The sequence below is a fragment of the Maribacter sp. PR66 genome (assembly GCF_028464205.1).
GTDB classification, from domain to species: domain Bacteria; phylum Bacteroidota; class Bacteroidia; order Flavobacteriales; family Flavobacteriaceae; genus Maribacter; species Maribacter flavus.
In genome coordinates, this window is the sequence record NZ_JAQPCH010000001.1 from 966841 (window position 1) to 978867 (window position 12027).

15 protein-coding genes are annotated in these 12027 nt (G+C 41.3%); 12 read left to right on the top strand and 3 right to left on the bottom strand.

Annotation, left to right across the window (positions count from 1 at the left end):
- The first annotated feature begins 99 nt into the window (after window positions 1–99).
- The 3 genes from PP181_RS04200 (at window position 100) to rpmA (ending at window position 1627) form a co-directional block, all read left to right on the top strand.
- Window positions 100–555, top strand: a complete 456-nt coding sequence (locus tag PP181_RS04200) for a DUF4199 domain-containing protein (protein WP_272636082.1) — start codon at window positions 100–102, stop codon at window positions 553–555.
- A gap of 98 nt (window positions 556–653) precedes the next feature.
- Window positions 654–1325 (top strand): 50S ribosomal protein L21, encoded by a 672-nt coding sequence (gene rplU / locus PP181_RS04205; RefSeq protein WP_154917961.1) that lies wholly within the window; start codon window positions 654–656, stop codon window positions 1323–1325.
- A 41-nt stretch (window positions 1326–1366) separates the two neighbouring features.
- Window positions 1367–1627: a 50S ribosomal protein L27 gene (rpmA, locus tag PP181_RS04210; protein WP_099544685.1), complete on the top strand. Its 261-nt coding sequence runs from the start codon at window positions 1367–1369 to the stop codon at window positions 1625–1627.
- Window positions 1628–1681: 54 nt separating this feature from the next.
- Here rpmA and PP181_RS04215 read toward each other — a convergent pair whose 3' ends face one another.
- The 3 genes from PP181_RS04215 to ahcY all read right to left on the bottom strand — a co-directional run bounded on the left by PP181_RS04215 (window position 1682) and on the right by ahcY (window position 4976).
- The gene (locus tag PP181_RS04215) at window positions 1682–2203 is read right to left on the bottom strand and encodes a 5' nucleotidase, NT5C type (RefSeq protein WP_272636083.1); all 522 of its coding nucleotides are present in this window, start codon (window positions 2201–2203) and stop codon (window positions 1682–1684) included.
- A 15-nt stretch (window positions 2204–2218) separates the two neighbouring features.
- A complete protein-coding gene (locus PP181_RS04220) occupies window positions 2219–3514 on the bottom strand; it encodes a M20/M25/M40 family metallo-hydrolase (RefSeq protein WP_272636085.1) in 1296 nt (431 codons plus the stop codon).
- Window positions 3515–3659: 145 nt separating this feature from the next.
- A complete protein-coding gene (gene ahcY, locus PP181_RS04225) occupies window positions 3660–4976 on the bottom strand; it encodes an adenosylhomocysteinase (protein ID WP_154917964.1) in 1317 nt (438 codons plus the stop codon).
- Window positions 4977–5056: 80 nt separating this feature from the next.
- On the opposite strand from ahcY, the gene PP181_RS04230 reads away from it, so the two are divergent.
- From PP181_RS04230 to PP181_RS04270, 9 genes are all read left to right on the top strand, one after another.
- Complete coding sequence (locus tag PP181_RS04230) at window positions 5057–5689, top strand: 4'-phosphopantetheinyl transferase family protein (RefSeq protein WP_272636086.1); 633 nt, start codon at window positions 5057–5059, stop codon at window positions 5687–5689.
- Between the two features lie 51 nt (window positions 5690–5740).
- Window positions 5741–6001 (top strand): hypothetical protein, encoded by a 261-nt coding sequence (locus PP181_RS04235; protein WP_272636087.1) that lies wholly within the window; start codon window positions 5741–5743, stop codon window positions 5999–6001.
- Window positions 5985–6617 (top strand): nicotinamide riboside transporter PnuC, encoded by a 633-nt coding sequence (gene pnuC / locus PP181_RS04240; protein ID WP_272636088.1) that lies wholly within the window; start codon window positions 5985–5987, stop codon window positions 6615–6617. The genes PP181_RS04235 and pnuC overlap by 17 nt, the downstream gene beginning before the upstream one ends.
- Entirely contained in the window at window positions 6578–7141 is a 564-nt protein-coding gene (locus PP181_RS04245) for an ATP-binding protein (RefSeq protein ID WP_272636089.1), read from the top strand. Before pnuC ends, PP181_RS04245 begins: the two co-directional genes overlap by 40 nt.
- Window positions 7138–8676: a DUF4301 family protein gene (locus tag PP181_RS04250; RefSeq protein WP_272636090.1), complete on the top strand. Its 1539-nt coding sequence runs from the start codon at window positions 7138–7140 to the stop codon at window positions 8674–8676. The genes PP181_RS04245 and PP181_RS04250 overlap by 4 nt, the downstream gene beginning before the upstream one ends.
- A 203-nt stretch (window positions 8677–8879) precedes the next feature.
- Window positions 8880–9182 carry a hypothetical protein gene (locus PP181_RS04255; RefSeq protein ID WP_272636091.1) on the top strand — a complete coding sequence of 101 codons (303 nt, stop codon included), beginning with the start codon at window positions 8880–8882 and terminating at the stop codon, window positions 9180–9182.
- A 155-nt stretch (window positions 9183–9337) separates the two neighbouring features.
- Window positions 9338–9643 (top strand): hypothetical protein, encoded by a 306-nt coding sequence (locus tag PP181_RS04260; RefSeq protein ID WP_272636092.1) that lies wholly within the window; start codon window positions 9338–9340, stop codon window positions 9641–9643.
- Window positions 9644–10170: 527 nt separating this feature from the next.
- Entirely contained in the window at window positions 10171–10473 is a 303-nt protein-coding gene (locus PP181_RS04265) for a hypothetical protein (RefSeq protein ID WP_272636093.1), read from the top strand.
- A 184-nt stretch (window positions 10474–10657) separates the two neighbouring features.
- Entirely contained in the window at window positions 10658–12019 is a 1362-nt protein-coding gene (locus PP181_RS04270; protein WP_272636094.1) for a sigma-54-dependent transcriptional regulator, read from the top strand.
- Window positions 12020–12027 lie beyond the last annotated feature (8 nt).

Sequence of the window (12027 nt, forward strand, 5' to 3'; positions counted from 1 at the left end):
ACTAAAATACGTTTTATGTTGTGCTAATCTTCATAAAGAGTATCGTTTTGAGTTACGATTTAGATAAAGATTCATTAACTTATGTGGAAAAATAAACAGATGAAAAATTATACGCTCCCTATTAGATTCGGAATTGTAACTAGCGCCTGTCTTATCGCCTATTTTTTGATTTTGGCGCTCTTGGGCCTACACACCAATGTTTTTTATAGTCTGTTTAATATGATAATAACTGGCTTTGGTGTTTACGAAACCATTAAATACCTGAAAGTGAAGAGTCCAGAGACTTTTGGGTATAGTGCCGGTTTTGTTGCCGGGCTTGTAACGGGCGGGGTCGCCACACTTATTTTTACGTTGTTTTTTGCTTTTTATTCAACAGAATTGTCTCCTGGATTTTTGGAAGAGCTTTCCACGAAATGGGCAAAGGAGTACGAAAATTTTGAGGCCATCGTTTTTTTGGTGGTCGCCACCATGGGTTTTGTTACCTCCTTGGTACTTACGCTTTCCTTTATGCAGCTTTTTAAACCCTCCAATAACCTAAAGCAAGGAAAGGGATAAAATCATTAAAAAACCCTTGTAGGTTACGTAATAAGCAGTATATTTGCACCCGCCTTTGGAAAAAATCCAGTAGGTTTTAACAATACATTTTTAACGATATGTACGCAATTGTAGAGATGGCAGGGCAGCAATTTAAAGTTGCGAAAGACCAAAAAGTGTACGTTCACCGTTTACAGACAGAAGAAGGTAAAAAGGTAACTTTTGATAATGTACTTCTTTTGGATGATGGTAAGAACGTTACCGTTGGCGCCCCAGCTATAGACGGAGCCGCTGTTGAGGCCAAAGTCATTAAGCACCTTAGAGGTGATAAAGTAATCGTTTTTCACAAGAAAAGACGTAAAGGCTACAAAAAGAAAAATGGACACAGACAATCCCTTACGGAGATTGTAATCGAATCCATCGTAGCCAAAGGTGCTAAAAAAGCCGAACCGGCCAAAAAAGAGGAGAAGCCAGCCGCTAAGCAGGAAACTCCCGTAGCCAAGTCGGTTGCATCAAAACCAAAGGCCGCCAAAGCAAAAGCAGCAACCGATGACCTTAAAAAGGTAGAAGGAATTGGACCTAAGATTGCAGAGACCTTGAATGCCGCTGGCATCACAACCTTCGCAGAACTGGCAAAGTCCACTCCGGAGAAAATTTCTGAAATCATCGCAGACGTTCGTGGTAACCACGTAACCGATACTTGGCCAGCGCAAGCCAAATTGGCCGCTGAGGGTAAATGGGATGAGTTGAAGAAGTGGCAAGATGAATTAGACGGAGGTAAAGAATCCTAATTCTTTATTTTCTAAGTATAACAATATAAAACCTTAAAATTATGGCACATAAAAAAGGTGTAGGTAGTTCAAAAAACGGTAGGGAATCAGAATCGAAACGTTTGGGCGTTAAGATTTTTGGTGGCCAGGCTGCTATTGCCGGTAACATAATCGTTAGACAGCGAGGTACAAAACACAATCCAGGTGAGAATGTGTATGCTGGTAAAGATCATACATTGCATGCCCGTGTTGACGGACTTGTAAAATTCGAGAAAAAAGCAGGCGGGAAATCCTATGTTTCCATTGAGCCGTTTGAAGCTTAAGAAATAGTTCTCTATAAAAAAACCCTCACATTGTGAGGGTTTTTTTATGCTGTTCTACAGTAATTTGTCTGCCACCTCTTTCCAAGAATTCACCCGTTCTATTCCCGTGGTATGGATGTTATGGGGTGATGTGAAAAGTAACGGTCTACCAGCAAAATGGGTTAGGTTATAACTTCGGTCATCGATCAGAACATCGCCTTTTAAAATATGCTTATGTCCACAGAGGATTCTATTTTGCCAAGGTATAAAAGGAAAATGTTCATCCAACCAATCGCTTTTCTCTTCCAGTGAATTGGGAAATTGCATGGCCGCGGAGGCTATATATACCTCATATTTTTTAGCCAGTTCGTTCAGGACCTCCTTACTGTCGGCTATAGGTTTTAAATTTCTGAAGAAACCGCGGCGTCGCGCATGGTTCCGTACACTGTCCTGATGGGCTTCGGGAACCTTATGCCAGACTTCGCTACCCATACAATGCTCCTCGGTGAGCATGGCATTGAATTCTTCATTATAAATCTCAATATGGGCGCCATATGTATCTGCTATGACTTCGTCCATATCCACATATATCGTCATAAAATAAAAATTATATTATTTGTCCAATCCTGCTTGCGCCAATGTGATCAAGAGGGCCAGTTTTATCGATTCTTCGGATGGCTCGTCGTTCACATACCATTCGTGCAATGAATGCGCTCCACCTCCAGATCCGCCCCTGCCGATACATACGGCCGGTATGCCCTTGGAAATGGGAATGTTGATATTGGTGGAGCCCCTGCCCAATGAGGGCGTACCCCCAAAATATTCGGTAGCGGCCATGCTCCTTTGAACCAAGGGGATATCAGCGGACAGTTCACCCGAAGGCCTGTCACCAATCTTGATGAGATTATAGGTTACTTCGCCCTCTATACCGCTGGAATTGTATTCGTTTATCGCCCTTTCTACTGATTGCTTAAAGATTTCTTCGATTTCATCCAAGTTTTTAGGGCTGATGGCCCGCATGTCCACTTCCATCCAGGATTCAAACGGTATCGAGTTGACGGAAGTCCCGCCACCAATTCTACCTACATTGAAGCTCGTCTTGGAGATATCTCCCGAAGTATATTCCCAAGCCGCTTTTGAAAAAATATCGATGGCCTTGCCAAGGGCGTGATGTGGATTTGCAAGTCCGAAAGCGCCCCATGAATGCCCGCCCTTTCCATTTACAAGTAGTTTATATCGTTTGGAGCCCAATCCTGCGTTACTGATCCTTCCCATACTGCCCCCATCAATGGCAATCCAGGAATCAATGTCCATGCCGGATTCGTTGAATATGTACTTCATGCCTCGGAGATCGCCCAATCCTTCCTCACCCACAGAGCCAACAATAAGAATATCCTTATCGGTTTTGACTCCAGCTTTGTTCATTCCCTTAAGCATGGAAATAAGATTTGCCAAAGCCCTTGTATCATCCCCAATTCCCGGGGCTTTCAAGGTATCGCCAACCTTTTTTACGGTAACGTCCGTACCTTCTGGAAAAACAACATCCAAGTGGGCATCGATCCCCACATAGCCAGATTCCCCGCTCGTACCTTTTCTAAGACCGATGACATTGCCCACCTTGTCCGTCCAAAGACTGTCCACGCCTGCTTCTTCGAGCAGCTTGGCAAAGGCGTCACCCCTTTTGTCTTCCTTAAAAGGTGCTGCGAGAATTTCAGTGAGTGCAATGTGGTCCTGAGTGGTCTGTTCCCTTTGTTGCTCTATGAATTTAAATGCCGATGCAACCTTTTTATCCTTGGCAAGCCGTTCAATTTCCTTTGTAAATTTTTTATCGATGGAGACTGCTTCCTGGGCCCTTGAATTTTGAAGGGACCAAAAGACTATCAAGGCAACCAAAATAATTTTGTTCATTAGCTTCTTTTTTTTGCGTAGCACCGCTATGCGGCTTTTAGATTATGGAATGTGAATTTAACGGATAATCCAATAAAGAAAAACCATTAGGATAAAAAATAAAGCCCTTATTTTTGGTAAGGGCTTTATTTTGAAAGTATTCGGTTTAGTATCTGTAATAATCAGGTTTGAACGGTCCTTCTACCGTAACCCCAATATATTCGGCTTGTTCTTCATTAAGTTCCGTTAATTCGGCACCAAGGCGTTCCAAATGTAGTTTTGCCACTTTTTCGTCCAAATGCTTGGGCAGCATATACACTTGGTTTTCATAATTCTCACTGTTGTTCCAAAGTTCTATTTGCGCCAAGGTCTGGTTTGTAAAGGAATTGCTCATTACAAAACTTGGGTGGCCGGTGGCACATCCTAAGTTCACCAATCTTCCTTCCGCAAGGACGATCACATCCTTGCCATTGATGGTGTATTTATCCACCTGTGGCTTGATTTCGTCCTTGGTATCGCCATAGTTTTTGTTCAACCATGCCATATCGATTTCGTTGTCAAAGTGGCCAATGTTACAAACGATGGCTTTATCCTTCATAGCCTTAAAATGCTCGCCTCTAATGATATCCTTGTTTCCGGTAGTCGTTATAACGATATCGGAAGTACCAATCACCGTTTCCAATTTCTTCACTTCAAAACCGTCCATACACGCTTGAAGCGCACAAATAGGGTCTATTTCCGTAACGGTAACGATAGAGCCGGCTCCTTTGAAAGAAGCAGCGGTACCTTTACCTACATCACCATAACCAGCTACGACCACCCTTTTTCCGGCGAGCATGGTATCAGTAGCCCTTCTTATGGCATCCACGGCACTTTCCCTGCAACCGTATTTGTTATCGAACTTGGATTTGGTTACGGAATCGTTCACGTTGATAGCAGGCATGGGCAAGGTTCCCTTTTTAACTCGCTCGTACAAGCGATGTACCCCGGTAGTCGTTTCTTCGGACAAGCCTTTTATACCACTGGCCAATTCGGGATATCTGTCCAATACCATGTTGGTAAGGTCCCCACCATCGTCCAAAATCATGTTCAATGGTTTTCTGTCCTCCCCAAAGAAAAGGGTCTGTTCAATACACCAGTCAAACTCCTTTTCGTTCATTCCTTTCCAAGCGTACACGGGAATACCGGCCTCTGCAATGGCTGCTGCCGCCTGATCCTGAGTAGAAAAAATATTACAGGAGCTCCAGGTCACCTCTGCTCCCAAAGCAACGAGCGTTTCTATCAATACCGCCGTTTGAATGGTCATGTGCAAACAACCTGCAATACGCGCCCCTTTCAGAGGTTGCTCATTTTTGTACTCTTCACGTAAGGACATTAGACCGGGCATTTCGGCCTCAGCCAATTCAATTTCTTTTCTTCCCCACGCTGCAAGACTCATATCTTTTACCTTAAAAGGAACGTAGGGAATGGTTGTAGTGCTCATATGTTTTTTTCTTTTTACTTTCGTTAAAATGCAACTTACTTTTTTAGTAGCCTCAAAGGTACAAAATACCCGAAAAATCAATGCCTCTTTACAAAACTATAACAGTAAATTTGAGTACTTCCATAGCCATTTGGAAGGTAGAGGAGACGGAAGTTTTTTTGGGAACGGGAATCCAATTGACGGACCATTGTCAATCTCGATTCAATGGTATGAAATCTGAATTGCACCGAAGGGCCTTTTTAAGCATCAGGCACTTATTGGCACTTTACGGTTATGAGGACACCGATTTATATTACAACGAGTTTGGAAAACCCCATTTGAAGGACGGGAACTATATTTCCATCACCCACTCCCACCATTTTACGGCCATCATTATCAGTAAGAAAGAAGAAGTAGGAATCGATATAGAAAAGAACAGGGAAAAAATTCTCAGGATAGCGCATAAGTTTACCCCTTTTGAGGAGTACAGGACCTTGGCGAATACCGAAGCCATCATTCGGAAATTGACCATTGTTTGGGGGGCCAAGGAATCGCTTTACAAAATTTACGGCCAACAGGGCATCAGTTTTTTACATCATATCAATGTGGCCGATTTCTCTTTTGCCCAAAACCAAACTACGGCCGAAATCCTATACCAAGGGGATGTGTCCCACTATGACGTAAACTTTTTGGAGTTTGAGGGTTTTACCCTCGTATATGCCATTAAGAGGTAAATGGAGTAGTTTTTGCACCCATAATCAAATATCTTTACCAAAAACATTTATATGGACATATCCGTAGAACTTACCTTTTCCCCATTACAGGACGATTTTGAGGAACATATCATCAATTTTATCAAAAAACTTAGAAATTCCGGATTGGTCGTTTTGGAAAATCCCTTAAGTACGCAGGTTTTCGGACCCTATGATACCGTTATGGATGTGCTGAAGACCGAGGTAAAAATTGCCTTTGAACTCATGGACAAGGGCTTGATGTACATGAAATTGGTAAAGTCCGACAGAAGCGCCTATGAGCCCCATTTTTGATTTTTTCCTTGGGCCCTATCGGGATAAGGAGACCTTCATAATTATCATTGAAGCCATTGTCTTCGTAACCGGCATTTTAAGTGTTTGGTACGCGAAGAAGGAAAATATTTGGGTGTACCCAACGGGTTTGGTCGCTACGGTCCTCACTGTGTATCTTTTATATAGGGACCGATTGCTGGGCGATATGATGATGAACTTCTATTTTTCGGTCATGAGCGTTTACGGTTGGTGGAATTGGGCCAGGACCAAGAACGATAAAAAGATTGTCCAGATTTCAAGGACCAATGCCAGGGAAAAGAGCATCGGTTTTGGACTTTTTCTGCTCACCATGGTCGTTACCTATATCGTATATCGAATTTTTGATGTGGAGGTGGGTCCGTCGAACTATATCGATATTATCACATCGGGCATTTTCTTCACTGGAATGTGGTATATGGCACTTAAAAAACTGGAGAATTGGACGCTCTGGATTTTGGCGGATGTCATTACCGTTCCACTTTATGCCTACAGGGGTTGGGGAATGCTTTCCTTGCAATATCTTATATTTACCATCTTGGCTATCCAAGGCTATTTTGAATGGAAGAAAAGTATAGACAACAACCTTCAAGCATCCTAAAAGTAGTGCTTTTTGGTCCTGAATCCACGGGAAAGACGACTTTGTCCCAACAATTGGCCAAACATTATAATACGGTTTGGGTGCCGGAATATGCGCGGGAGTACCTGCAGAACAAATGGAACAACGAACGCAAGACCTGTGAACCAGAAGATTTGTTACCTATCGCCGAAGGTCAGATGCGACTTGAAAACGAGCTTACCAAAAAAGCAACGGAAATTCTTATTTGCGATACGGATCTCTTGGAAACCAAAGTATATTCAGAGGCCTATTACGTTGGGGATTGTGACCCTTTATTGGAAAAGTTTGCCTTGGAAAACACCTACGACCTTTATTTGCTCACCTATATAGATACACCATGGGAAGCGGACGACCTTAGGGACAAACCCAACGAGAGGGAACAAATGTTCGAATATTTTAAGGCTACCTTGGAAAAGTATAAACGCAATTTTAGTATCTTAAAAGGGAATAAAAAAGAGCGCCTAAAGCGTGCAGTTGAACTCATAGATAATTTACGCAGAAAATGATAGCACTATCGGAACAGGATATGAAACAAATGGCAAACAAGGGGATTGCCAAGGAAAAAGTGGAGGACCAAATCAACACATTTAAGGAAGGAATTCCCTTTGTGGATTTGCAAAGTGCCGCCGTTGTTGGTAACGGGATTCTTCGTTTCACGGAGGGGGAAGAAAGGGAGTTGATCGATTATTACGAATCCAATGTTAGGGACTTGGATATACTTAAGTTCGTGCCGGCCTCCGGTGCCGCCTCCAGAATGTTCAAGGCACTTTTTTCCTATTTGGACGCTTATGATCCCGGCAAGGAATCCTTAGAGACCTATTTGGAACGTACGGGTGATAGGGATATCAAAAAGCTTTCCGAAGGTTTGGAACAAATGCCCTTTTATAGAAAGGTCATGGACAGGCTTCCCAATAGTTTTAATTCTGAAGGGGAAAAGGTCTATTTGTTCGTAAAGGAACTATTAGGCGAGGATGCGTTGAATTATGGATTTTATCCCAAAGGATTATTGCCATTTCATAAATATGAAGAAAATACGGCGACACCTTTTGAGGAACACCTAAAGGAAGGTGCGCTGTATGCAAGTTCCTCCAACGGCAGTAAACTGCACTTTACGATATCCGAGCAGCATGAGGAAATGTTCCAGGCGGAATTGGACGCGGTTGGGGAACGCGTTTCCAAGGATACAGGTATAGTGTATTCTGTGGGTTACTCCTTTCAAAAACCATCCACGGATACCATTGCGGTGGACATGCACAATGAACCCTTTCGGAATCCAGATGGTACCGTGTTGTTCAGACCTGGGGGGCACGGTGCTTTGATAGAGAATTTAAATGAACAGGATGCCGACGTAATTTTCATCAAGAATATCGATAACGTGGCGGTAATGCAGGATGCAAAAGCGGTCGCGGACAGCAAAAAGACCTTGGCAGGTGTCCTGCTGAAAGTCCAGAAAAAAGCTTTTGAATATGCTAAAATGCTGGATGAGGGAAGTGTCTCCGAAAAAGAACTGGATATGATAAGTGCTTTTTTATCCGAAGAACTGAATGTAAAATTTTCGATGGATTTCGATAGTCTATCCAATACGGAAAAGACGCATGTTTTAAAATCCAAAATCAACAGGCCCATCCGCATTTGTGGTATGGTGAAAAACGAAGGCGAACCGGGTGGCGGTCCGTTTTGGATTAAGAATGCCGATGGTGAGGTTTCATTACAGATAATAGAATCTGCCCAAATCGATATGGATAACCCAAAGCAAGTGGACATTCTACAAAATTCGACCCACTTCAATCCGGTGGACTTGGTCTGTGGTGTTCGGGACTATAAAGGGAACAAATACAATCTCTTGGATTTTGTGGACGCCAAGCAGGGCTTCATCACCGAGAAAACAATGAACGGAAAGGAATTAAAGGCACTAGAGCTTCCGGGGTTGTGGAACGGTGCCATGGCGCATTGGAATACCATTTTCGTAGAAGTTCCATTGGTAACCTTTAATCCTGTGAAGACGGTTTTGGATCTTTTAAAGGATTCGCATCAGGCTTAAAAAATTACCTCATGGTATAAAAAGTGTGTAGTCGTTACACACTTTTTTTGTTTCTGCACATTATTATACACCTAGCTTCAATTCATTTTTTGAAGTAAACAACTGATTAACAAAATCTTAAATATGAAAAAAGGGGGGTGATTTTCTATTGGCACCATTTTTTCAACAGAAATATCAAAGATGTTTAACTAAAATAGATAAAGATGAAAAAGATAGTATTTGCCACAGCACTTGCAATAGGAAGTTTGACCATGGGTACTGCAGCTACCCCCATCATATTTCACGATGGTATCATGGAAGAGGTAATTGTTCAAGGTTTTGAGGAAATTTCGGTATCCGAAGTTCCCGAGGCCGTAACAATGGCGTTGGAGACGGATTATCCGGGAGCCACAATCAACAAGGCACATGTAAATGAGGAAAGTACCTATAAATTAGAAGTTACTACCCAAGATGGTAGTTCTATGGAACTTTATGCCGACTCCGATGGGAACTGGCTTGAAATGTAAATTGTTCTCTATAGCTTGTTTATTCAGGAAAGGCTGCTTAGGCAGTCTTTTTTGTGCGTTAAAAAATTATAAATATGGAGTGCAGGGCATCCAACGAACAAATTGCTCCGTACATAAGAATGAAAGTAAAATACTAACAGGTAAAGATTCTTAAAATGAAAAAGTACTTAATACTATGTTTTATCACAGTTGGGTTGTTAGGGAATACACAGGCCATGCCCATTCAAAATAACATGGACGTTCAGAATGTATCAATTTCTGACGATTTCGAAAAAATACCATCAAGTGAATTGACACCTGCGGTAGTTGAGGAAATATTAAAGGAGTATCCTACCTCCAAATTGGGAGCGGCCTATAGAAATTCCAAGGGAATATTTAAGCTGGTCATGGTGCTAAAAAGTGGAACGAGAAGAACGGTATACATTAATCCCTATGGAAATTGGATTACCAATAAAAAATAATTTCAGGCAGTTAAAATTGATTTAATAGTTTGATTTATAAATACTTAATTTTTTAAAAGTATTTAATTTAACAAAAGAAATCCCTCTATGAGGTTTTCATAAAAGGATTTTAAAAGACCGCTCAGCGGTCTTTTTTTATGATGATAAATCGTAACCAGTTCAATACCATTTCCAATTTAAAAATGAGCCAATTTACTTGCCCATTTTTCCTCTGCCTTCATTGAAGAAATTGCAAAGAGACCATGCTATTTTCAATCTCCACGCCTTTGGCACAGAAAGAGCAACGGCGTAAATTTTGGCCCATTCCTAAACCAGAACACGTATAACTTGATTGCCAAATTGTATCACTGTGTAATTAATACACACTGTAGCAGTGCAATACTACATAATTACCCAATTTAAATGTGTAATGAATTTTTTAAAATACTGATAATCAGAATAGTAAATTTAATGTACGATACTGGCACCATTTTGTTACACTATTAAGTGTAAATGAAAATGATTATTAATTAAAAAATCCAGAAATCATGAAAAAGTTAATTTTAATGGGAGCATTGGCAATAGGAAGTTTACCAATAATGGCTCAAGAAGCCGATATAGCACAAGCAGATGCCGCCGAAATGGTCACTACTGTAGGTGATTTTTCGGAAATCGCAACTTCGGAACTTCCGGATGCCGTAACGAATGCGGTCAATAATAGTTATCCAACTGCTACCATAAACAAAGCGTATGTAAACGATAAGAAGCAGTATAAACTTGAAGTTTCTTTGGAAGATGGGACGGCCGGTATACTTTATGCCGACGAACAAGGAAATTGGTTGGATATGTAATTGACAAATACAAAACTTTAATTTGTTTGTATCAAGTTGGTTTGGTTAAGGAAAGGCAGTAAAATACTGTCTTTCCTTTTTTTTTGACCCTATCCGTACTGCAATGAATCTTTATGATAATTTTAAATGATATACTTGGCAGCTTCCATTAAATTTATAAAACCCCAAAAAATGAATTACCAAAATGCCAAGGATTCTTATCATAGAGGACGATACTTCGTTCGCAAAAATGTTACAACGGTTTTTAGATAAAAATGGTTATGAAGTTTTACTGAGTTCAACTGGGGCCGATGGATCAAAACAAATCAAGGAAAATAAAATCGATTTGATATTGACCGATTTGCGACTTCCGGATTTGGATGGAATCCAACTCCTTACATCAACGAATAAAAGTATACCTGTAATTGTCATGACCGGGTACGCTGAGGTCCAAACGGCCGTGGAAGCTATGAAGAAAGGCGCCTTTGATTATGTTTCCAAGCCCTTTACACCGGATCAAATTTTGGCGACCATTGAAAAAGCCCTAACCTATAAAGGGCAAGCTCCCAAATCCGATAATGATAGGGATATTAATGAATTTAGACAGGTAGGGACTTCGAAGAAAGATTTGGACAATGATCGGATGGAGCTGGAATTTATTAGTTCCGCATCGGAAAAACTAAATCAATATATTTCCCTAGTTTCCCCAACAGATATGTCCGTCCTTATCATTGGGAAAAGTGGAGCAGGCAAGGAGGTCACCGCCAAATCAATTCATAATTCTAGCAAAAGATGCGATAAACCTTTTGTAGCGCTGGATTGTGGCGCAATACCCAAGGAACTTGCCGCCAGTGAATTTTTTGGACATCTGAAGGGAAGTTTTACGGGCGCGGTTTCGGACAAGGAAGGAAGTTTTGAGGCGGCGAACGGAGGTACCTTATTTCTTGACGAGGTAGGCAACCTGTCCTATCAGAACCAAATTCAATTATTAAGGGCACTACAGGAAAGAAAAATAAAGCGCATTGGAAGTAACAAGGAGATAGATGTGGATGTACGCATAATTTCCGCTACCAATGAGGATTTAAAACAGGCTGTGAGTGATGGGGATTTTAGGGAGGACCTGTACCATAGACTGAACGAATTTTCCTTGCAAGTTCCTTCCTTAGTTGATAGATTGGAAGATCTGTCAGTTTTGGCCTATCATTTCCTAAAACTGTCCAACAAAAAACTCGGAAAGGAAATACAGGATTTTTCGAAGGAGGTGTGGGAAATTTTTAGGGCGTACCACTGGCCAGGGAACATACGGGAGCTCCAAAACATTATAAAAAGGGCCGTATTGCTTACTGAAGGTAATGAAATAATGGAAGAGGTCCTCCCCTCCGAGATGTTTGCCCCGGCGAAACTTACCGCCGATTCCACAAATATGACCAAGGAGGATTTTGAGAAGGAACAGATTTTAAGTGCCTTAAAACGTACAAATTATAATAAATCAAAAGCGGCAAAATTGTTACATGTCACCAGAAAGACACTGTACAATAGAATTCACCATTACAACTTGGACGTTTAGTAGTAGCA

Bases quoted from the DNA above. Each gene is read 5' to 3' on its own strand.
- PP181_RS04200 (WP_272636082.1), top strand. From the start codon at position 100: ATGAAAAATTATACGCTCCCTATTAGATTCGGAATTGTAACTAGCGCC.
- rplU (WP_154917961.1), top strand. From the start codon at position 654: ATGTACGCAATTGTAGAGATGGCAGGGCAGCAATTTAAAGTTGCGAAA.
- rpmA (WP_099544685.1), top strand. From the start codon at position 1,367: ATGGCACATAAAAAAGGTGTAGGTAGTTCAAAAAACGGTAGGGAATCA.
- PP181_RS04215 (WP_272636083.1), bottom strand. From the start codon at position 2,203: ATGACGATATATGTGGATATGGACGAAGTCATAGCAGATACATATGGC.
- PP181_RS04220 (WP_272636085.1), bottom strand. From the start codon at position 3,514: ATGAACAAAATTATTTTGGTTGCCTTGATAGTCTTTTGGTCCCTTCAA.
- ahcY (WP_154917964.1), bottom strand. From the start codon at position 4,976: ATGAGCACTACAACCATTCCCTACGTTCCTTTTAAGGTAAAAGATATG.
- PP181_RS04230 (WP_272636086.1), top strand. From the start codon at position 5,057: ATGCCTCTTTACAAAACTATAACAGTAAATTTGAGTACTTCCATAGCC.
- PP181_RS04235 (WP_272636087.1), top strand. From the start codon at position 5,741: ATGGACATATCCGTAGAACTTACCTTTTCCCCATTACAGGACGATTTT.
- pnuC (WP_272636088.1), top strand. From the start codon at position 5,985: ATGAGCCCCATTTTTGATTTTTTCCTTGGGCCCTATCGGGATAAGGAG.
- PP181_RS04245 (WP_272636089.1), top strand. From the start codon at position 6,578: ATGGAAGAAAAGTATAGACAACAACCTTCAAGCATCCTAAAAGTAGTG.
- PP181_RS04250 (WP_272636090.1), top strand. From the start codon at position 7,138: ATGATAGCACTATCGGAACAGGATATGAAACAAATGGCAAACAAGGGG.
- PP181_RS04255 (WP_272636091.1), top strand. From the start codon at position 8,880: ATGAAAAAGATAGTATTTGCCACAGCACTTGCAATAGGAAGTTTGACC.
- PP181_RS04260 (WP_272636092.1), top strand. From the start codon at position 9,338: ATGAAAAAGTACTTAATACTATGTTTTATCACAGTTGGGTTGTTAGGG.
- PP181_RS04265 (WP_272636093.1), top strand. From the start codon at position 10,171: ATGAAAAAGTTAATTTTAATGGGAGCATTGGCAATAGGAAGTTTACCA.
- PP181_RS04270 (WP_272636094.1), top strand. From the start codon at position 10,658: ATGCCAAGGATTCTTATCATAGAGGACGATACTTCGTTCGCAAAAATG.